Genomic DNA, 19599 nt, shown 5'->3' on the forward strand with positions numbered 1-19599 from the left:
ATCCGCATGACCGCCGACGCATCTTCCGCCCGCTGTTTCGTTCCCTATCCCTTCGTTCCGGTGGCCTCTTCCGGCAGCGGCCCGCTGGCCGGATTGCGCCTGGCGGTGAAAGACATCTTCGACGTCGCCGGCTATCCGACCGGCTGCGGCAATCCGCACATGCTGGCGCTGTCGGGCGTGAAGACGCAGTCGGCGGCGGCGGTGCAGGCGCTGGCGCAGGCCGGCGCGCGCTTTGCCGGCAAGGTCTGCACCGACGAGCTGGCCTTCTCGATGAACGGCAAGAACGCCCACTTCGGCACGCCGCGCAACGGCGGCGCGCCCGACCGCATCCCCGGAGGCTCCAGTTCCGGTTCGGCCTCGGCGGTGTCCAACGGCCTGGCCGATATCGCGCTGGGCACCGACACCGGCGGTTCGGTGCGCGCCCCGGCCAGCCACTGCGGCCTGATCGGCCTGCGTCCCACGCACGCGCGCGTATCGCTGGCCGGCGTGATGGACCTGGCGCCCGGCTTTGACACCTGCGGCTGGTTCGCGCGCGACATGGACGCCTTCTCGCGCGTGGGCGACGTGCTGCTGGGCGCCGACAGCGCGCCGCTGCCCGAGACGCCGCGCGTCCTGGTGGCGGCCGACGTGCTGGCGCTGCTGGAGCCGCGCGTGCAGGGCGTGTTCTCGGAGACGCTGGACCGCCTGGCCGGCGCCATCGGCACGCCGCTGCCGGTGAAGACCGCCAGCCCGTCCTTCGACGCGCTGTACTGGGCTTTCCGCCATATCCAGGGTTATGAAGCGTGGCAGACCCACGGCGAGAACATCCGCCGTCATGACTTCCAGCTCGGCCCGGGCGTGGCCGAGCGTTTCGCCTGGTCGGCCACCATCACGCCGCAGCAGATGCAGCAGCACTCGGCGGTGCGCGCCGCCTTCCGCGAGGACTTCGCGCGCCTGCTCGGCCGCGATGGCGTGCTGCTGATGCCCACCGTGCCCGACATCGCGCCGCTGCTGACCGATTCCGAGCAGTCGCTGGAAAACTACCGCAACCAGGCCATCCGCATGCTGTGCCTGGCCGGCCTGTCGGGCTTCCCGCAGATCTCCCTGCCGCTGATGCGCCTGGACGAGGCGCCGTTCGGCTTCTCGGTGATCGCGCCGGCCGGCAGCGACCGTTCGCTGATCCGCTTCGCCGCGAGGCTGATGCATGAGTGCGCCTGAGGCCGCGCGCATCGTCCTGGCGCAAGCGCTCACGCGCGAGGCTTTCGCGCCCTACGGCGATCTGATCGCCCCGGGCGCAAACGAGCGCGCCATCAACTTCGGCACCACGCGCCGCTTCGACGGCGTCGCCCACCTGGATGTGGAGCAGGGCGACGGGCGCGCCTGCGTGGCGATCTTTCGCACCGACCAACACACGCACCGCGCGCCCTATCCGCTGCGCGCCTTCGAGCGTCACCTGCTGGGCAGCCAGAGCTTCGTGCCGCTGGGCGCCGGGCGCTGCCTGGCGGTGCTGGCCGGCGCCGGGGCCGCGCCCGACGAGGCCGCGATCGTCGCCTTCATCGTCGAGCCGGGCCAGGGCGTCACGCTCAGGCGCGGGGTCTGGCACCACCCGCTGATCACCATCGGCGCCGCCGACATCCTGGTGATAGAGCGCGCCGCGCGCGACGAGGACTGCGAAGTGGTGGCGCTGCGCGCGCGCGTCGCGGTGCGCCTGCCGGAGTAATCCGCGCGGCGCGCTTGAGGCGGCGCAAGCCGGCCGCGGGGAATCCTGCAATAATGTCGCTTCCGCCGGGCTGTCATACAACCTGGGCCGCACGTCCTTGCGCAAGTTGCGCTGCCGGCCCGCAAAACACAGGCAGCCGCCCACCGAATCCATTGTCGCCGCCATGCTTTACGCCGTATCCGCCTCCGTCCTGTGGGGGCTGTTTCCGCTGTACTTCAAGTTGCTCAGGGAAATTCCCTCCTTCGATATCGTCGTCCACCGGCTGTTCTGGTCCTTCGTGTTCCTGGCCGGGGTGCTGCTGTGGCGGCGCCAGTGGGCATGGCTGGGGCAGGCGCTGCGCCGGCCGCTGGTAGTGCTGAGCTTCCTGTTGTCGGCGCTGCTGCTCTCGGGCAACTGGACGCTGTACGTGTGGGCGGTCAACGACGGGCGCATCGTCGACACCAGCCTGGGCTACTTCATGAGCCCGCTGATGAGCGTGTTCATGGGCTACCTGATCCTCAAGGAGCGCATGCGGCCGCTGCAGTGGCTGGCGGTGTCCATGGCCCTGGGCGCGGTGCTGTGGCTGACGGTGGCCAACGGCAGCCTGCCGTGGATCTCGCTGGTGATCGCCACCACCTTCGCCTTGTATGGCCTGCTGCGCAAGATCGCCCACCTGGGCGCGCTGGAGGGCCTGTCGATGGAAACCCTGCTGATGCTGCCGCTGGTGCTGCTGGTGCTGGGCGTCGACAGCTGGCGCGGCAGCAACAGTTTCACCGGCGCCCCGGCCGGCGTGCAGGTGCTGCTGGCCCTGGCCGGGCCGATCACGGCGGTGCCGCTGCTGCTGTTCGCCCAGGGCGCGCGCCGCATTCCGCTGTCGATGTTGGGTTTGATGCAATACATTTCGCCCACCATCCAGCTGCTGACCGGCGTGTTGCTGTACGACGAGCCGTTCACCGGCAACCGCGCCATCGGCTTTTGCGTGATCTGGCTGGCGCTCGCGGTATACTCCGCCGAAGGCTTGTGGCGTTTCTGGCGCGCGCGTGCCGAAAGCACGGCCGGCAGCACCTGAGCGACCGCAGGCAACCGTTTTCCCCTTACTGGCATCCCTACACAACATGGCTCAATACGTATTCACTATGAACCGCGTCGGCAAGATCGTGCCGCCGAAGCGGCAGATCCTGAAGGACATCTCCCTGTCCTTCTTCCCCGGCGCCAAGATCGGCGTGCTCGGCCTGAACGGCTCGGGCAAGTCGACCCTGCTCAAGATCATGGCCGGCATCGACAAGGAAATCGAAGGCGAAGCGATCCCGATGCCCAACCTGAACATCGGCTACCTGCCGCAGGAGCCGCAGCTGGACGCCGAGAAGACCGTGCGCCAGGAAGTGGAAAGCGCGCTGGGTGAAGTGTTCGAAGCCCAGGCCAAGCTGGACGCGGTGTATGCCGCCTATGCCGAGGAAGACGCCGACTTCGACGCGCTGGCCACCGAGCAGGCGCGCCTGGAGGCGATCATCGCCGCCGCCGACGGCAACAGCCTGAACCAGCAGCTGGAAATGGCCGCCGACGCGCTGCGCCTGCCGCCGTGGGATGCCGTCATCGGCGTGCTGTCGGGCGGCGAGAAGCGTCGCGTGGCGCTGTGCAAGCTGCTGCTGTCCAAGCCCGACATGCTGCTGCTGGACGAGCCGACCAACCACCTGGACGCCGAATCGGTGGACTGGCTGGAGCAGTTCCTGCAGCGCTTCCCCGGCACCGTGGTGGCCATCACCCACGATCGCTACTTCCTCGACAACGCCGCCGAGTGGATCCTGGAACTGGACCGCGGCCACGGCATTCCCTGGAAGGGCAACTACTCGTCCTGGCTGGAGCAGAAGGAAGCCCGCCTGAAGCAGGAAGAGGCCAGCGAATCGGCGCGCCAGAAGACCATCGCCAAGGAACTGGAGTGGGTGCGCCAGAACCCCAAGGGCCGCCAGGCCAAGAGCAAGGCGCGTCTGGCCCGCTTCAACGAACTGTCCGAATACGAATACCAGAAGCGCAACGAGACCCAGGAAATCTTCATTCCCGTGGCCGAGCGCCTGGGCAATGAAGTGATCGAGTTCAAGGGCGTCTCCAAGGGCTATGGCGATCGCCTCTTGATCGACAACCTGAACTTCAAGATCCCCGCCGGCGCCATCGTCGGCATCATCGGTCCCAACGGCGCCGGTAAGTCGACCCTGTTCCGCATGCTGGCCGGCCGCGAGACGCCGGACGCCGGCGAACTGGTGCTGGGCCCCACCGTCAAGGTGTCGCTGGTGGATCAGTCGCGCGAAGACCTGGGCAACAAGAAGACCGTGTTCGAAGATGTGTCCGGCGGCGCCGACATCCTGACCGTGGGTCGTTTCGAGATGCCGTCGCGCGCCTACCTGGGCCGCTTCAACTTCAAGGGCGGCGACCAGCAGAAGATCGTCGGCAACCTGTCGGGCGGCGAACGCGGCCGCCTGCACCTGGCCAAGACGCTGCTGCAGGGCGGCAACGTGCTGCTGCTGGACGAACCGTCCAACGACCTGGACGTGGAAACCCTGCGCGCGCTGGAAGACGCGCTGCTGGAGTTCGCCGGCACCGTGCTGGTGATCTCCCACGATCGCTGGTTCCTGGACCGTATCGCGACGCACATCATCGCGTTCGAGGGCGATTCGCAGGTGACTTTCTTTGACGGCAACTATCAGGAGTATGAGGCTGACAAGAAGAAGCGCCTGGGTGAGGAGGCTGCCAAGCCGAAGCGGATTCGTTATAAGCCGATTACGCGCTGATCTTCTTTGCTTGCTGGGGAAACGCCGCTGGAGGGTTCAGCGGCGTTTTTCTTTTTTGGGGGCGGGTTGTGGGGGGGGCTGTCGGTTTGATGTTGTCTGGTTTGTGGGTGCCTGGTTTTTTCTTTGCCCTCTCTTTTGATTTTTCTTGCCTTTGTCTTTGGGGGGATTGAGGTTTGTTTGCGGCATCGGGGTCGTGGCTTAGTGGCTCTGTGGCTCAAAGCTCAAGGCTCAAGGCTCAAAGCGCAAAGCGCAAAGTGCAAAGTGCAAGGCGCAGTGGCTCACTATCCAATGCAATCCGTCATCCCGGCGAAGGCCGGGATCCAGCGTCGTTCGTCGTGCCTCCGAGAACTCCGTTCGGACTGAGTAGCCGCATCGCGGCGTATCGAAGTCAGCGTGCATACGGTTGTTTGACGCTCGGGTAGTCTGGTCTTGCTGCATGCAGATGTACTGGCTCTATGCTTATCTTTCTCCGGTCGCAGGGGAGCGCCGGGGGCGGCCCGGCAGCCGCTCACTTTTCTTGCTCCGCCAAGAAAAGTAAGCAAAAGAAGGCGGCCGCTACCGCCCAGCCCCTTCGGGGTCCCCGCTGAACCGCGCGGAAAAATGGGAAAGGAGGCAAGTCGCTACGCTCCGGCCTCCTTTCTGATCCATTTTTCCGCACGGTTCAGCGGCTGGGCAGAAGCGGACTTCCAATCCGGCTCGCCTTCGGCCTCGCGGTGCTTGCTGCTCGCCTGCGGCATCGGGTCTGTGGTTCGCGACCTTTTTCAATTCGTCTCGCCTGCGGCATCGATGTACAGGCTCGCTATCCCATGTAATCCGTCATCCCGGCGAAGGCCGGGATCCAGCGTCGTTCGTCGCGCCTCCGAGAACTCCGTTCGGACTGAGTAGCCGCATCGCGGCGTATCGAAGTCAGCGTGCATGCGGTTGTTTGACGCTCGGGTAGTCTGGTCTTGCTGGATGCCGGTGTACTGGCTCTATGCCTATCTTTCTCCGGTCGCAGGGGAGCGCCGGGGGCGGCCCGGCAGCCGCTCACTTTCTTTGCTCCGCCAAAGAAAGTAAGCAAAGAAAGGCGGCCGCTACCGCCCAGCCCCTTCGGGGTCCCCGCTGAACCGCGCGGAAAAATGGGAAAGGAGGCAAGTCGCTACGCTCCGGCCTCCTTTCTGATCCATTTTTCCGTGCGGTTCAGCGGCTGGGCAGAAGCGGACTTCCGATCCGGCTCGCCTGCGGCCTCGCGGTGCTTGCTGCTCGCCTGCGGCATCGGGTCTGTGGTTCGCGACCTTTTTCAATTCGTCTCGCCTGCGGCATCGATGTGCAGGCTCGCTATCCCATGTAATCCGTCATCCCGGCGAAGGCCGGGATCCAGCGTCGTTCGTCGCGCCTCCGAGAACTCCGTTCGGACTGAGTAGCCGCGTATGCGGCGTATCGAAGTCAGTGTATATGCGGTTGTTCGTCGGGGTAGTCTGGTCTTGCTGCCTGCAGATGTACTGGCTCCATGCCTATCTTTCTCCGGTCGAAACGGAGCGCCGGGGGCGGCCCGGCAGCCGCTCACTTTCTTTGCTCCGCCAAAGAAAGTAAGCAAAGAAAGGCGGCCGCTACCGCCCAGCCCCTTCGGGGTGCCCGCTGAACCGCACGGAAAAATGGGAAAGGAGGCAAGTCGCTACGCTCCGGCCTCCTTTCTGATCCATTTTTCCGTGCGGTTCAGCGGCTGGGCAGAAGCGGACTTCGAATCCGGCTCGCCTGCGGCTTTGCCTTGTGTCCGGCTCGCCTTCGGCCTCGCGGTGCTTGCTGCTCGCCTGCGGCATCGATTTTGTGGCTCGCTATCTTGTCTTCTCCGTCATCCCGGCGAAGGCCGGGATCCAGTGTCGTTCGTCGCGCTTCCCTGAAGCTCGCCCGTGCGAAGCCGCATCTACCGACGTCAGCCAGCCCCGCCACACCCACCACAATGTAAAGAGTTGTAGGGACACATGACGCCACAGCCGCCCCCGGCTAACATCGGCGCAGACAAGAACTCGGCGGGGAACGGCAATGAAGGGACGATATCTGGCGACGGCCGCGGCGGCGATGGTGTTGTCGGCGTGCGCATCTTCCAGCGGCGTCACGCAGCTGGACCGCGACACCTACATGCTGACCGCCAGCTCGAGGTGGCGCGGCAATGACGGCGTGGCGATCCAGGGATTGCAGCAGGCCGATGCCTATTGCAAGAACCTCGGCCGGCGCATGCGCGTGGTCGGCAGCGAGCGCTCCGACGGCTTGCCGGTGGTGCTGCCGCCCAAGGCGCTGCTGACCTTCAAATGCGACCCCGCCGGCTGACGATCGCGCCGGCCCCGGCAGGAATCGCGCGCGGCGGGTAGAATCACGCCCTTGCGCCCACAAGGCGCCATAACGAGAAGAGGCCGCCGCCGCATAGGTGCGATGCAGAGCCTACGAGTCTGTTGTCCGCGCAACCCGCGATCATTCCTATAACTAAACGCGCCTCCCGTGCCTTTCAGTGAAAGCGCGGGGCAGTACTCACTCATCCGGTTTCCACCATGCTCGCCACCATCACCCGCCTGTTCCCCGTGTGGGCGCTGCTGCTTTCCGCCGCCGCCTACTTCACGCCGCCCACCTTTACGCCGATCGGCAAATACGTCACCCAGCTGCTGACCCTGATCATGCTGACCATGGGCGTGACGCTGACCGTCGACGATTTCAAGCGCATCATCAAGCGCCCCGCGCCGGTCGCCGCCGGCATCATCCTGCACTACCTGGTCATGCCGCTGGCCGCCTGGGTCATCGCCAAGGTGCTGCGCATGCCGCCCGACCTGACCGCCGGCATGGTGCTGGTGGGCTCGGTCGCCTCCGGCACCGCCTCCAACGTGATGATCTACCTCTCGCGCGGCGACGTCGCGCTGTCGGTCACCATCTCCACGCTGTCGGCGCTGGTGTCGGTGTTCGCCACGCCGATGCTGACCGAGCTGTATGTGGACGCATCGATCCACTTCGACGCCCACGCCATGCTGATGTCCATCGTGCAGATCGTGGTGGTGCCCATCGTGGTCGGCCTGATCCTGAACATCTTCGCCGGCGGCTTCATCCGTCGCATCGAACCCTACCTGTCGCTGGTGTCGATGGTCGCCATCCTGCTGATCATCGCCGCGGTCGTGGCCGGCAGCCAGGCCAGCATCGCTTCGGTCGGCCTGGTGGTGCTGGTGGGCGTGATCCTGCACAACGGCCTGGGTTTGCTGGGCGGTTACTGGGGCGGTCGCCTGCTGGGCTTCGACGAGGCCGTGTGCCGCACGCTGGCCATCGAGGTCGGCATGCAGAACTCCGGCCTGGCCGCCGCGCTGGGCAAGCTGTACTTCACGCCGGTGGCGGCCCTGCCGGGCGCGCTGTTCTCGGTCTGGCACAACCTCTCGGGTTCGCTGCTGGCCGGTTACTGGCGCGGTCGCCCGCCGCGCGACTGATCTGCGTCGCGCCGCGCAGGCAAGCAAAAAGCGGAGCTTCGGCTCCGCTTTTTTGTTATGCGGAAATAATTTCTTCGTTTGAATTCGATATTTTTCGAATCTTTTGCCAGGACGATTTATCGCCTTGCGGGAACGGCTACCTTTCTCGGTTTTCCGGTCCGCATGCCCGTCGTCGCAGATGCGGCGGCGCGTCGCCTGGGCCGGGTCTCGGAGGTCCGCATGCCCGGCATCTATTGCTTCCACAAGAAACTCCTCATCCTCATGCTCGCCGGCCTGCCGCTGTCGCCGGCCGGCGCCGCGGCCGAGCCGGAAGAGCCGGTCAAGACGATCCTGATCGGCTTTTCCGGCGCGCTGAGCGGCGTGTCGGAGGCCTTCGGCAAGAGCCTGGCCAATGCCGCCGAAATGGCGCTGGGCGAGATCAACCGGCAAAATCCCAAGCTCGGCGGGCAGCGCGTGTTCTTCCGCCTGCTGCGCCAGGACGACCGCAACGACCCGCAGACCTCGGCCACCGTCGCGCGGCAGTTGCTGCAGGCCGGCGTGGTGGCGGTGATCGGCACCTCCCATTCCGGCACCGCCCAGGCCGTGGCGAAGATCTATTCCGACGCCGGCGTGGCCATGATCACGCCGGCGGCCAGCGCCGCCACGCTGTCCGAACAGGGCTATTCCTCATTTTTCCGCATGATCGGGCACGACGACCGCGCCAGCGCCAACCTGGCCGACTACACGGTGCGCGTGATGAACGTGCGCCGCTTCGGCGTGATCGACAACGGGTCGGTATATGGCACGGCGGTAGCCGCCAGCTTCTTCGAGCAGGCGCGCCAGGCCGGCGCGCGGGTGGTCGCGCGCGAGCGCGTCAGCTACACCACCGATCTGCGCCAGATGGTCAGGCGCATGAAGCAGCAGGGCGCGGAGGCGCTGTTCTTCGGCGGCTACAGCGCGCAGGCCGTGCTGCTGGCGCAGATCATCCAGCAGGAGGGCGGGGGGCTGCGCCTGATGATGGCCTCGGCCGGGGTGGTCGGCGCCACCTTCCTGATCGCCGCGCGTTCCGCCGCCAACGAGGTGATCGCCATCGAATCCGGGGCGCCGGTGACGGGCATGGCCGGCTGGCGTCGCTTCGAGGAAGAGTACAACCAGCGCTTCGGCCTGTATCTCTACGGGCTCACGCCCTTCGCCTACGACGCCGCGCAGGTGCTGGTGGCGGCGATGCGCCACAACGGCAGCGCCAATCCGCGCAGGCTGGTCGATACCCTGCACCAGATCAGCTTTCGCGGGCTGACCGGGCCGGTGGCCTTCGACGCCGTCGGCAATCCGCGCAGCCCGGTGTTCACCGTCTACGAGGCGCAGGACCAGCGCTGGGTGCCGCTGCAGACCTATGAAGAGCCGCCGCCGGCGCGCAAGCGGCCGGAAGCGGGGCAGGCCGCAACGCCGAACCCGGGAAGCCCTACAATGCGGTGAGCCGGCGGGCAGGACGCCCGGGCCACGCCATTGAGAGGAACCTGGAGATGACAAAACGCAATTTCCTGCGCGCCGCCGCATCCGCGCTGGCCGCAACGGCGGCCCTGCCGGCAGCGGCCGCGCCCCGGGCGGTTTCGCCCGGCCCGGTGCTGCTGACCGTGACCGGTGAGATCGCCCGGCCCAACCGCGGTCCGATCGACCACGCGCTGGACCAGATGATGCACAAGCAGAAACTGGAGTTCGAGCGCGCCCACGCGTTCGACTTCGCCGCCCTGGCGGCATTGCCGGCAGTCGAGATCCGTCCCACGCTGGAATACGACGGCAAGCGCCACGCATTGCGCGGTCCGCTGCTGGCCGACGTCATGCGCGCCGCCGGCGCCGATCCGAAGGCGGAAGGCTATGTGCTGCGCGCCATCGACGGCTACGCGGTGATGGTGTCGCGCGAGGACGCGCTGAAGTACCGCTTCATCGTCGCCACCCATCTCGACGGCAAGCCCATGCCGCTGGGCGGTCTGGGCCCGCTATGGGCGGTGTACGAGGCGGACGCCTTCCCCGACATGGCCGCGCGTCCGGTATCCGAACGCTTCGGCCTGTGCCCCTGGGGCATTTATCACATCGCCGTGCGCAAGGCCTGAGCGGCGCGCGACGGGTCCGGGAGTTCAGACGTCGATCGCGCTGTTGGACTTCATCCGCTTGCGCAGCTCGAACTTCTGGATCTTGCCGGTGGAGGTCTTGGGCAGCGGTCCGAAGTAGACCGCCTTGGGCGCCTTGAAGGCGGCCAGGTGGCTGCGGCAGAAATCGATCAGGTCCTGCGCCTGCACCTGCGCGCCTTCCTTCAGCTCGACGAAGGCGCACGGCGTCTCGCCCCATTTCTCGTCCGGCTGCGCCACCACGGCGGCGGCCAGCACCGAGGGATGGCGGTACAGCACGTCTTCCACCTCGACGCTGGAGATGTTCTCGCCGCCGGAGATGATGATGTCCTTGCTGCGGTCCTTGATCTTGATGTAGCCGTCGGCGCTCATCACACCTAGGTCGCCGGTGTGGAACCAGCCGCCGGCGAAGGCTTCCTGCGTGGCCTTGTCGTTCTTCAGGTAGCCCTTCATGCAGATGTTCCCGCGGAACATGATCTCGCCGATCTCTTCGCCGTCGGCCCTGACCGGCGCCATGGTCTCGGGCGAGAGCACGGTGACGCCGCTCTGCAGGTGATAGCGCACGCCCTGGCGCGACTTCAGCACCGCGCGCTCATCCACCGACTTCGCCGCCCAATCGTCCTGCTCGGCGCACACCGCCGCCGGGCCGTAGACTTCGGTCAGGCCGTAGACGTGCGCCAGTTCGAAATCCATCGCCTCCATCTTCGCCAGCACCGCCGCCGGCGGCGGCGCGCCCGCCACCATGCCGCGCACCGGGCCGCGGATGCCTTCGCGCCAGTTCTCCGGCGCATTGGCCAGCGCCGCGTGCACGATGGGCGCGGCGCAATAGTGGCTGACGCCATGCTCGCGGATCAGGTCGAACACCAGCTTGGGCTCGAACTTGCGCAGGCACACGTTCACGCCCGCGCGCGCGGCCACCGTCCACGGGAAGCACCAGCCGTTGCAGTGGAACATGGGCAGCGTCCACAGGTAGACCGGGTGCTTGGGCATGTCCCATTCGAGGATGTTGGAGATGGCGTTGATGGCCGCGCCGCGATGGTGATAGACCACGCCCTTGGGGTCGCCGGTGGTGCCGGAGGTGTAGTTGAGCGCGATCGCGTCCCACTCGTCGGCCGGCAGTTGCCAGGCGAAATTCTCGTCGCCGCCGGCCAGCAGGGTTTCGTACTCGAGTTCGCCGAAGCGCTCGCCGGCCACCGGCGGCGGGCCCAGCTCGTCGTAGACCTCGACGATCTTCAGCGCCGGCAGTTGCTCCTTCAGCTGGCGCGCCATCGCGGCGAATTCGCTGTCGATCAGCAGCACCTTGGCTTCGCCATGGCGCAGCATGAAGGCGATCGATTCCGTATCCAGGCGGATGTTGAGCGCGTTGAGCACCGCGCCCGCCATCGGCACGCCGAAGTGCGCTTCCACCATCGCCGGCGTGTTGGGCAGCATGGCCGACACCGTGTCGTTCTTGCCGATGCCCAGCTTGCGCAGGGCGCTGGCCAGGCGGCGCGTGCGGCGGTAGGTGTCGGCCCAGTCCTGGCGCAACCCGCCATGTACGATGGCGGTGCGCGCGCCGTACACCTCGGCGGCGCGCGCGATGAAGTCGAGGGGCGTGAGCGCCGCGTAATTGGCGGCGTTGCGGCCGAGGCCGGTGTCGAAGTCTGCCATGCTTGTCTCCTTGCTGCGTGTCTTGAATCTTCTGGAAAGGGGCGTGCCACGCGCGGTCTTTTTTCGGCCGCGCTTGTGTTTTCCCTAGGGTAGCACCGATGGCGGCTTGCGCTTTGTCATCACGACGACAAGGCGGCCGTGCGACAATGGCCGCCGTCCCCCGAGCAATGGCGCAAGCGATGGAGCAACATCTACAGCAGCACGACTGGTTCAACGCCCTGTCTCCCGAGCACCGCAAATTGGCGGCCGCCACCACGCAGCTGGCGCGCTTTTTTGCCGACTCGTTTATCGCGCGGCGCGGCGAGCTGTCCGAGTACTGGGTGGGCGTGCATGAGGGCCTGATCAAGCTCGCCGTCTACAACGTGGACGGACGCAGCAGCACCTTGTCCGGCGTGCCCGAAGGCGGCTGGTGCGGCGAGGGCAGCGTCATCAAGCGCGAGCCGCGCCGCTACGACGTGATCGCGGTGCGCGCCTCGCAGATCCTGCTGGTGCCGGCCGATACCTTCCATCGCCTGATGGCCGAGAGCCTGCCCTTCAACGCCTTCGTGATCCGCCAGTTGAACGAGCGCATGGGCCAGTTCATCGCCACCGTGCAAAACGAACGCCTGCTCGACGTCGATGCCCGCGTGGCCCAGGCCATCGCCCAGCTGTTCCATCCCATGCTCTATCCGCGCACGTCCAAGGTGCTGGAGCTGTCGCAGGAGGAGATCGGCCTGTTGACCGGGCTGTCGCGCCAGCGCGTGAACCAGGCCATGCGCCGGCTGGCCGAGCTGGGGTTGGTGGAGATTTCCTACCAGAGCATCCGCGTGGTCGACCTCGACGGCCTGCGCGCCTTCGGCATGGCCTCGTTGTGAGAACATGCATGGTCGCCGCGGCGACAGTCTGCGCGCCGCGCCTGGCTTAACATCGTTGACGCTTCCATTTCTTCCATTTCCTTGACGCCATGGCCATCGTCACCCACCACCACCTGCAGCTGCGCGAACTGCGTTTTGCCGCGCCCGCGCGCGTGAAGGTGTGGAAGGGCGGCGCCACGCTCAAGAGCGGCGGTGTGGCCATCGAGCTGCGCGAGGGCGAGAGCTTTACCGTGCCGCCTTTCGTGCGTTTCTCCTGCCTCGCTCATCCGCGCCTGGCGCCGGGCGCGGCCCGGCCCGCGGTCTGGTCGCTGGCGCTGGAGCCCGATGCCAACGCCGAGATGGAACGCGCCGCCGACGCCAGCAAGCCGTGGACGCGCAAGCTGGCCGCGGCCATCTTCGCCGAGCCCGCCGCCGACTGGAGCGCCGCGCGCATCGCCCGGCTGTGGCAGCTCACGCCGGCCCGGCTGCGCGCGCTGCTGTTCGCCGAGGGCGAGTCGCTGCGCAGCCTGGTGCGCGAGCAGCGCGTGGCCTGGGCGCTGGCCGCGCTGGCGCGCATGGATGACGCCGCGGCCGACTTCGCCGACGCCGGCTTCGCTTCGGCCACGGCGCTGGCGCGGGCTTGCCAGGATGTCATCGGCCTGCCGGCCGAGGTGGCCGCGCGCGCCATTTCGCTGCTGAGCGCATCGCCCGCGCCAAGCGCTCCTGCACGCGCCGCCGACGCCGGTCGCCGGCCGCGCTACCGGCCCTATTTCTGAGGCGAGCGCCGCCCGTGCGGCGCAAGTTTGCTACCATCTGCGCTTTCCTCTTCGATTCTTCATTTTGCAGCGCCCCGCGCGGGCCGATTTCCCCATGAGCAAGTTCTGGAGTCCCATCGTCAGCCGCCTGACGCCCTATACGCCGGGCGAGCAGCCCAAGATCGCCAACCTGGTCAAGCTGAACACCAACGAGAGCCCCTACGGCCCCTCGCCGCGCGCGCTCGAGGCCATCGCGCGCGAGGTGGGCGACAGCCTGCGCCTGTATCCCAACCCGGACGCCGAGCCGCTCAAGCTGGCCATCGCCGCGCGCCATGCCGCCGACGGCATCACGGCGCGCGAGGTGTTCGTGGGCAACGGTTCCGACGAGGTGCTGGCGCATGCCTTCCACGCGCTGCTGCAGCATGGCAAGCCCATCCTGTTCCCGGACATCACCTACAGCTTCTATCCGACCTACTCCGGCCTGTACCAGGTCGAGTACCGCGCGGTGCCGCTGGCTGCGGATTTCACCATCCGCGCCGACGATTATCTCGGCCATGGCGAGGCCATCGGCGGCATCATCTTCCCCAACCCGAACGCGCCCACCGGCTGCCTGATGGGACTGGCCGAGATCGAGCGCATCCTGCAGGGCAATCCGGAACGCGTGGTGGTGGTCGACGAGGCCTACATCGACTTCGGCGGCGAGACCGCGATCCCGCTGGTGCAGCGCTATCCCAACCTGCTGGTGGTGCAGACCTTCTCCAAGTCGCGCGCGCTGGCCGGCATGCGCGTGGGCTTCGCGATCGGCCATGCCGACCTGATCGCCGCGCTGGAGCGCGTCAAGAACAGCTTCAACTCCTATCCGCTGGACCGCCCGGCGATCGCCGGCGCCACCGCCGCCATCGAAGACGAGGAATATTTCCGCAAGACCTGCGGCATGGTCGTCGCCAGCCGCGAGAAGCTGGTGGCCTCGCTCACGCAACTCGGTTTCGAGGTGCTGCCCTCGGCGGCCAACTTCGTGTTCGCGCGCCATGCGCAACATGACGCGGCCAAACTGGCGGCATCGCTGCGCGGCGACGGCATCATCGTGCGTCACTTCACCAGCGCGCGCATCAACCAGTTCCTGCGCATCACCATCGGCACCGACGAGGCTTGCGGCACGCTGGTGGCGTCGCTGAAGAAGCACCTGGCCTGATCCGGCGCCGGTAATGCGAAAAGAAAAAGCGGCCCGCGGGCCGCTTTCTTTTTGCCTCGAACCTGGCGCGGTTCAGGCGGGGCTGGGCAGGGCCCGCTGCCGCCACGCCAGCGCCGCGCCCGTCAGCAGCGTCAGCGCGGAGAACACCAGCCCGCGCTGCAGCCCGCCGGCGCCGTCGGCGATCCAGCCGACGATGGTCGGGCCGACGATCTGGCCGGCGGCGAAGATGATGGTGAAGGCGCTGATGCCGGCCGGCCAGTCGGCCTGCGGCAGGTTGTGGCGCACCATCGCGGTGGTCGAGGCCACCGCCGACAGGAAGCAGGCGCCGAACAGGATGCCCGAGGCGAACACCGCCGCAGGTTCCGCCGTGAAGGCCGGCAGCAGCGTGGCCACGCACAAGAGGCTGTTGAGGATGGCCAGCGACTGGCCGCCGCGGAAGCGGTCCAGCATGCGCGCCCAGATCCGTGAGGAGGCGAAGGTCGCCACGCCCAGCAGCGCAAAGAACAGCGTGATGCGCTCGGGCGGCATGCCCTGTTCCTTCAGCAGCGCGATGACGAAGGTCATGTAGCCGATGTAGCCGAGCCCGAAGAACAGATAACCCAGCAGGCCGAACATCAGGCTGCGCGCGCGAAAGCCGCCGCGCGCCGAAGCCTGCGCCGGCGGCGACGGGATATGCCGCACCGGCAGCGCCATGAACACGCTGGCCACCAGCGCCAGCGCGCCCAGCAGCAGCCACGCCCATTGCCAGGGATGCGGCGCGCCGTGCGCGGCGGCCGCCTGCATGACCGGCGGCACCAGCAGCGAAGCCACCGCGATGCCGATGCCGGTGCCGCCGTAATACAGGCCCAGCAGCAAGCCGGCGCGCTGCGCGTGCAGCGCCGCCAGGCGACTCACCAGCAGGCCGCCGGAGACGAAGATGAAGGCGCTGGTGATGCCGGTGGCCACCCGCAGCGCCAGTTGCGTCGCGGTGTCGGTGACGAAGCCGGGGACGAAGGTCAGCAGCGCCGTGCCGAAGGCGCCGGCCACCAGCACGCGATGAGCCCGGTAGCGCCGCATCAGCAGCGGCGTGACCAGCGCGCCCAGCAGGTAGCCCAGCGCGTTGCCGGTGTTCATGCCGCCGGCGATCAGGTAGGGCCAGCCGAGGTCGGCGCGCATCGGCGCCAGCAGCAGCGCATAGGAAAAGCGCGCCACGCCGAGCGCGACGGCGGTGCCCAATGACAGGGCCAGGGCGGTGAGGATGGGGTGGCGCAGGATGAAGTCCTGCGACTCGGGTTCCTTGGTGGTCGGCATGGGGCGGCGTCTCCGGGGCCAGTATCGTTCTTGTGGGCCCAAGTGTAGCCGAACGGCCGCGTTCACATGCGGCAGGCGAAGTTCAGGCGGCGCCTTCGTGCCACAGTTTCAGGTCGATCACCTCGAGGCAGGCGTCCACCACCACCGGGTCCAGGCGCGTGCCGCGCAGGCGGCGGATTTCATCCAGCGCCACCTGCATGCCCAGCGACTTGCGGTAGGGGCGGTCGGCCGAGATCGACTCGACGATGTCGGACACCGTCAGGATGCGCGACTCCAGCGGAATCGCCTCGGCCGTCACGCCGCGCGGATAGCCGCTGCCGTCCAGGTACTCGTGGTGGCACCAGACGATCTCGGCCAGGTTGAACGGGAAGCTGATATGCCTCAAGACGTCGTAGCCGATCTGCACGTGCGTCTTGAGCACGGCGTATTCCTCGTCGGTGATGCGGCCGGGTTTGTTGAGCAGCTCCAGCGAGATCCTGGCCTTGCCGATGTCGTGCACCTGAGCCGCCATGTGCAGCACGTCGATGCGTTCGCGCGGCAGGCCGAGGCGTTCGGCGATCTTCACGCACAGTTCGGCCGTGCGGTCTTCATGGCCCGGCGTATAGCCGTCGGTGAGCCGATGCATGGCGATCAGCGCATCGACGATTTCCTGGTAAATCTGGTTTGGTTCTGAAACTGGCATCCCTGTCCCTGCAAGATTGCAGCGCGAGCCCGTGCGGCGCCGATGTGGAGCCGATGTGGAGCCCTGTGGCACGAGGATCAGAAGCGGCTGGGGTGGCGTGGCAGTATGCGCGGCGCCTGCCGTGAACCTCTGAGCGCTGCCGCCGTCTGACGGCAGCCTCGCCGCCGGCCGACCACACTCCTTTTTTCGGAGCTTTCCCGGTTGTCGGATAATAGCGGCTGCAATGCCGAGGCAGTTTACCTTCATGACGTATCGATGACAACCAAGCTTTCCACTTCGCGCGCCGGCCTGATCGGCCAGGCGCGCTGGCGCCAGATCGCCATTCCCCTGTTCTTCCTGCTGCTGGGCATCGTGTTCGCCAGCTGGGCGGCGCGCATTCCCGCCATCCGCGACCACCTGCAGCTGGACGCCGCCACGCTGGCCCTGGTGCTGCTGTGCGGCGGCATCGGCGCGGTCGGCTCGTTTCCGCTGGCGGCCTGGCTGACCGGGCACTACGGCGCGCGCCACAGTACCCTCTATGCCGGGCTGGCGCTGCTGGTGTCGCTGCCGCTGCTGGGCCTGGCGCCGGGGCTGTGGAGCCTGATGGCGGTCAGCGTGTTCTACGGCGCGGCCTCCAGCTGCTTCGACGTGGCCATCAACGCGCTGGGCGCGCAGGCCGAGAAGGACGCCGGGCGCCCCATCATGTCGATGCTGCACGGCTGGTTCTGCGTGGGCACCTTCTCCGGCGCGCTGATCGCCAGCGGCATCGCCGGCCTGGGCATCGCGCCGGTGTGGCATTTCCTGCTGGTGTCGGCGCTGTTCCTGTGGCCGCTGTATGCCGCCTACCAGGCCATGCCCGACGACAAGCCCGAGCACGACCCGCACCGCAAGATCTTCGCCATTCCGCACGGACACCTGGTGGTGCTGGGCGTGATCGGATTCTGCGGCGCCATCGTCGAGGGCTCGGTCGCCGACTGGAGCGGCATCTACATGAAGGACCACATCCACGCCACCGACGGCGGCACGCCGCTGGCCTATGCCGCCTTCGCCGGCATGATGCTGTCGGTCCGCATGGTCGGCGACCGCCTCAAGCAGCGCTACCACGCGCGCCGCATCGTGGCGCTGGGCACGCTGGGCGCGGCCGTCGGCATCGGCATCGCGGTGATGGCGCAGTCGATGGGGGTGGCCATCCTCGGCTTCGCGATCGCCGGCGCCGGCGTGGCGGCGGTGTTCCCGTTCGTCTTCAGCGCCGCCGGCCGGCACGGTTCCACCGCGCTGGCGGCGGTGGCCACGCTGGGTTACAGCGGCAGCCTGATCGGCCCGCCGGCGGTCGGTTTCCTGGTGCACGGCTGGGGTCTGCAGGCGGGGCTGGCCTTCCTCGGCGCGCTGTGCCTGGCCATCGCCCTGTGCAGCAGCCGGGCGCAATGGCTGGAATGAACCGGGCGCCACTGGTGTAGTCTCGAAAAACTTGGCGGAACGCGCTATTCGGGGCGGCAGTCTGAACGCGCTCCATGACAAGAAAACGAAAGGAACACCATGCCCTCGCAACCCGGCTCCCTCTCCTTACCGCAGTTCCTCCCGCGCGCGCTGGCAGGCGTGGCGCTGCTTTGCCTGCTGGGCGCCTGCGCCGCGCCGGCCGGCGGCGGCGCGCCGCAAGCCGCGGCACAGGCGCCGGCGTCATCGCCAGGCGCGCAACAGCCGGCGGCGGGCGATCCCGCATTGACGGCCAACGACTGGCAACTGGTGCAATGGAGCGGCGGCAGCCTGCCGCAGGACAACGGCGGCGAGCCCGTGGTGCTGCATTTCGCAGCCCAGGGCGGCAGCGGCAATGCCGGCGGCAACGTCAGCGGCCGCGCCGGCTGCAACCGTTTCAACGCCGCCTACGCGCTCACCGTGCCGGGCGGCATCGCCTTCGACAGGGCCGCAAGCACCCGCATGGCCTGCCTGCCGCCGTTGATGCAATTCGAGTCGGCCTACCTCGCCTCGCTGTTGGCGGTGCGCGCCTATCAGCTCAGCGCGGGCGTGCTGACGCTGCGTGACGCGGCCGGCAACGTCCAGCAATATCGCGCGCCGGGTGAAGAGCCGCAGTCCGCTCCGGCGCGCCCTGCTACCGCGCCGGACGCGCAGGTGGCCGAACTGTACGTGGCGCCCGTGCGCGCGCGCTGCACCGGCGTGGCGCCCATGCAGTGCCTGCAGGTGCGGCGCGAGCCCAAGGGGCCGTGGGAGCTCTGGTATGCGCCCATCGACGGCTTCCACTTTAAGACCGGCACCGCCTATCGCATCCGCATCGTCGGCACGCCGGTGGCCAACCCGCCGGCCGACGGCAGCAGCATCAGCTGGAAGCTGGACAAGATCCTCGAGCAGCACCGCGCCGGCCCGCGCCGCGCCAGGCCCGCCGCGGAAAAGAAATGAAATCGAAATAAAATAGCGGCTTTGCCCGCCGCTCCTGAACGGACGGCGGGTGCGCGGCAAGGGAGGGATATCATGCGCAACCTGGTTCTGCTGCCAGGCTTCATGCTCAACGAGCACCTGTGGGACGACATGCGAAGCGACCTGGCCACGCTGGGCGCGCTGACCTTCGGCGACCTGGGCCAGGACATCGGCATCCAGGCCATGGCCGACGCCGTGCTGCGCCAGGCGCCGGAGCAGTTCGTGCTGTTCGGTTTCTCGATGGGCGGCTTCGTCGCCCAGGCGGTGGCGTTGAAGGCGCCCGAGCGCGTGCTGGGGCTGGCCTTGCTCAATACCTCCTCGCGCCCGCAGACCGAACAGGAGTCGGTGTCGACCAAGGCCCAGCTCGATATCGCCCAGCGCACGCCCTTCAAGGGGCTGACGTCGCGCGCGCTGGCGTCGTCGCTGCATCCGGCGCGCAGCACCGACCGCGCGCTGCTGGACCGGCTGCAGGCGATGGCGCTGGCCAACGGCAAGGAGGTGTTCCTGCGCCAGCTGCAGACGCTGCGCGACAGCAATGCCGAGGTGCTGAAGCAGTTGCGCTGTCCGGTGCTGATCGTGGCCAGCGACCAGGACAAATTGCGCTCGGTGGAAGAGTCCGAGGAAATGGCGCGCCAGATCGCGCAGGCGCGCTTCGAGATCGTGGCCGATTGCGGCCACATGACGCCGATGGAGAAGCCGGGCGAACTGTTCGGCATCATCGGCGACTGGCTGGCGCAGTCCGGTTTGTAGAACCCGCCGCCATAGCGGCGTCGTCGCTTGCA

17 protein-coding genes are annotated in these 19599 nt (G+C 67.6%); 14 read left to right on the forward strand and 3 right to left on the reverse strand.

Annotated elements, in window-relative coordinates; genetic code table 11:
* The first annotated feature begins 6 nt into the window (after nucleotides 1–6).
* From CEJ42_RS13850 to CEJ42_RS13885, 8 genes are all read left to right on the forward strand, one after another.
* The gene (locus CEJ42_RS13850; protein ID WP_079217532.1) at nucleotides 7–1197 is read left to right on the forward strand and encodes an amidase; all 1191 of its coding nucleotides are present in this window, start codon (nucleotides 7–9) and stop codon (nucleotides 1195–1197) included.
* Complete coding sequence (locus CEJ42_RS13855) at nucleotides 1184–1699, forward strand: ureidoglycolate lyase (protein WP_175354979.1); 516 nt, start codon at nucleotides 1184–1186, stop codon at nucleotides 1697–1699. Before CEJ42_RS13850 ends, CEJ42_RS13855 begins: the two co-directional genes overlap by 14 nt.
* 163 nt (nucleotides 1700–1862) lie before the next feature.
* On the forward strand, nucleotides 1863–2747 hold the full coding sequence (rarD, locus tag CEJ42_RS13860; RefSeq protein ID WP_088751474.1) for an EamA family transporter RarD: 885 nt from the start codon (nucleotides 1863–1865) through the stop codon (nucleotides 2745–2747).
* Between the two features lie 46 nt (nucleotides 2748–2793).
* The gene (gene ettA / locus CEJ42_RS13865) at nucleotides 2794–4461 is read left to right on the forward strand and encodes an energy-dependent translational throttle protein EttA (protein ID WP_088751475.1); all 1668 of its coding nucleotides are present in this window, start codon (nucleotides 2794–2796) and stop codon (nucleotides 4459–4461) included.
* A 2022-nt stretch (nucleotides 4462–6483) separates the two neighbouring features.
* Nucleotides 6484–6768, forward strand: a complete 285-nt coding sequence (locus CEJ42_RS13870) for a hypothetical protein (RefSeq protein ID WP_088751476.1) — start codon at nucleotides 6484–6486, stop codon at nucleotides 6766–6768.
* Nucleotides 6769–6986: 218 nt separating this feature from the next.
* The gene (panS, locus tag CEJ42_RS13875) at nucleotides 6987–7901 is read left to right on the forward strand and encodes a ketopantoate/pantoate/pantothenate transporter PanS (protein ID WP_079217536.1); all 915 of its coding nucleotides are present in this window, start codon (nucleotides 6987–6989) and stop codon (nucleotides 7899–7901) included.
* A 219-nt stretch (nucleotides 7902–8120) separates the two neighbouring features.
* On the forward strand, nucleotides 8121–9356 hold the full coding sequence (locus CEJ42_RS13880) for a branched-chain amino acid ABC transporter substrate-binding protein (protein ID WP_088751656.1): 1236 nt from the start codon (nucleotides 8121–8123) through the stop codon (nucleotides 9354–9356).
* A 47-nt stretch (nucleotides 9357–9403) separates the two neighbouring features.
* Nucleotides 9404–9991, forward strand: a complete 588-nt coding sequence (locus tag CEJ42_RS13885; protein ID WP_088751477.1) for a putative pterin-binding protein — start codon at nucleotides 9404–9406, stop codon at nucleotides 9989–9991.
* A gap of 24 nt (nucleotides 9992–10015) precedes the next feature.
* On the opposite strand, the gene CEJ42_RS13890 is transcribed toward CEJ42_RS13885, so the two are convergent.
* Nucleotides 10016–11656 carry an acyl-CoA synthetase gene (locus tag CEJ42_RS13890; protein ID WP_088751478.1) on the reverse strand — a complete coding sequence of 547 codons (1641 nt, stop codon included), beginning with the start codon at nucleotides 11654–11656 and terminating at the stop codon, nucleotides 10016–10018.
* A gap of 179 nt (nucleotides 11657–11835) precedes the next feature.
* Between CEJ42_RS13890 and CEJ42_RS13895 the strand changes: the two genes are divergently transcribed.
* The 3 genes from CEJ42_RS13895 (at nucleotide 11836) to hisC (ending at nucleotide 14436) form a co-directional block, all read left to right on the forward strand.
* Nucleotides 11836–12510, forward strand: a complete 675-nt coding sequence (locus tag CEJ42_RS13895; RefSeq protein WP_088751479.1) for a Crp/Fnr family transcriptional regulator — start codon at nucleotides 11836–11838, stop codon at nucleotides 12508–12510.
* 89 nt (nucleotides 12511–12599) lie between these two features.
* A complete protein-coding gene (locus CEJ42_RS13900; protein ID WP_088751480.1) occupies nucleotides 12600–13265 on the forward strand; it encodes a hypothetical protein in 666 nt (221 codons plus the stop codon).
* 94 nt (nucleotides 13266–13359) lie between these two features.
* Complete coding sequence (gene hisC, locus CEJ42_RS13905; RefSeq protein ID WP_088751481.1) at nucleotides 13360–14436, forward strand: histidinol-phosphate transaminase; 1077 nt, start codon at nucleotides 13360–13362, stop codon at nucleotides 14434–14436.
* Nucleotides 14437–14508: 72 nt separating this feature from the next.
* On the opposite strand, the gene CEJ42_RS13910 is transcribed toward hisC, so the two are convergent.
* Both CEJ42_RS13910 and CEJ42_RS13915 read right to left on the reverse strand, forming a co-directional pair.
* Nucleotides 14509–15726, reverse strand: a complete 1218-nt coding sequence (locus tag CEJ42_RS13910) for a YbfB/YjiJ family MFS transporter (protein ID WP_088751482.1) — start codon at nucleotides 15724–15726, stop codon at nucleotides 14509–14511.
* Between the two features lie 82 nt (nucleotides 15727–15808).
* Complete coding sequence (locus CEJ42_RS13915) at nucleotides 15809–16408, reverse strand: HD-GYP domain-containing protein (protein ID WP_088751483.1); 600 nt, start codon at nucleotides 16406–16408, stop codon at nucleotides 15809–15811.
* Between the two features lie 255 nt (nucleotides 16409–16663).
* Here CEJ42_RS13915 and CEJ42_RS13920 point away from each other — a divergent pair, with 255 nt between their 5' ends.
* The 3 genes from CEJ42_RS13920 to CEJ42_RS13930 all read left to right on the forward strand — a co-directional run bounded on the left by CEJ42_RS13920 (nucleotide 16664) and on the right by CEJ42_RS13930 (nucleotide 19567).
* Nucleotides 16664–17824, forward strand: coding sequence for an MFS transporter (locus CEJ42_RS13920; protein WP_079217544.1), 1161 nt, complete (start codon nucleotides 16664–16666; stop codon nucleotides 17822–17824).
* 99 nt (nucleotides 17825–17923) lie between these two features.
* Entirely contained in the window at nucleotides 17924–18799 is an 876-nt protein-coding gene (locus tag CEJ42_RS13925) for an META and DUF4377 domain-containing protein (protein WP_088751484.1), read from the forward strand.
* Nucleotides 18800–18871: 72 nt separating this feature from the next.
* Entirely contained in the window at nucleotides 18872–19567 is a 696-nt protein-coding gene (locus tag CEJ42_RS13930; RefSeq protein WP_088751485.1) for an alpha/beta fold hydrolase, read from the forward strand.
* Nucleotides 19568–19599 lie beyond the last annotated feature (32 nt).

The organism is Herbaspirillum robiniae (assembly GCF_002213415.1).
In the GTDB taxonomy this organism is placed as follows: Bacteria; Pseudomonadota; Gammaproteobacteria; order Burkholderiales; family Burkholderiaceae_D; genus Herbaspirillum; species Herbaspirillum robiniae.

Coding starts and splice junctions, on each gene's coding strand:
- panS (WP_079217536.1), top strand. CDS start 6,987: ATGCTCGCCACCATCACCCGCCTGTTCCCCGTGTGGGCGCTGCTGCTT.
- CEJ42_RS13910 (WP_088751482.1), bottom strand. CDS start 15,726: ATGCCGACCACCAAGGAACCCGAGTCGCAGGACTTCATCCTGCGCCAC.
- hisC (WP_088751481.1), top strand. CDS start 13,360: ATGAGCAAGTTCTGGAGTCCCATCGTCAGCCGCCTGACGCCCTATACG.
- CEJ42_RS13870 (WP_088751476.1), top strand. CDS start 6,484: ATGAAGGGACGATATCTGGCGACGGCCGCGGCGGCGATGGTGTTGTCG.
- CEJ42_RS13900 (WP_088751480.1), top strand. CDS start 12,600: ATGGCCATCGTCACCCACCACCACCTGCAGCTGCGCGAACTGCGTTTT.
- CEJ42_RS13895 (WP_088751479.1), top strand. CDS start 11,836: ATGGAGCAACATCTACAGCAGCACGACTGGTTCAACGCCCTGTCTCCC.
- CEJ42_RS13925 (WP_088751484.1), top strand. CDS start 17,924: ATGCCCTCGCAACCCGGCTCCCTCTCCTTACCGCAGTTCCTCCCGCGC.
- ettA (WP_088751475.1), top strand. CDS start 2,794: ATGGCTCAATACGTATTCACTATGAACCGCGTCGGCAAGATCGTGCCG.
- CEJ42_RS13930 (WP_088751485.1), top strand. CDS start 18,872: ATGCGCAACCTGGTTCTGCTGCCAGGCTTCATGCTCAACGAGCACCTG.
- CEJ42_RS13915 (WP_088751483.1), bottom strand. CDS start 16,408: ATGCCAGTTTCAGAACCAAACCAGATTTACCAGGAAATCGTCGATGCG.
- CEJ42_RS13855 (WP_175354979.1), top strand. CDS start 1,184: ATGAGTGCGCCTGAGGCCGCGCGCATCGTCCTGGCGCAAGCGCTCACG.
- CEJ42_RS13880 (WP_088751656.1), top strand. CDS start 8,121: ATGCCCGGCATCTATTGCTTCCACAAGAAACTCCTCATCCTCATGCTC.
- CEJ42_RS13890 (WP_088751478.1), bottom strand. CDS start 11,656: ATGGCAGACTTCGACACCGGCCTCGGCCGCAACGCCGCCAATTACGCG.
- CEJ42_RS13920 (WP_079217544.1), top strand. CDS start 16,664: ATGACAACCAAGCTTTCCACTTCGCGCGCCGGCCTGATCGGCCAGGCG.
- rarD (WP_088751474.1), top strand. CDS start 1,863: ATGCTTTACGCCGTATCCGCCTCCGTCCTGTGGGGGCTGTTTCCGCTG.
- CEJ42_RS13850 (WP_079217532.1), top strand. CDS start 7: ATGACCGCCGACGCATCTTCCGCCCGCTGTTTCGTTCCCTATCCCTTC.
- CEJ42_RS13885 (WP_088751477.1), top strand. CDS start 9,404: ATGACAAAACGCAATTTCCTGCGCGCCGCCGCATCCGCGCTGGCCGCA.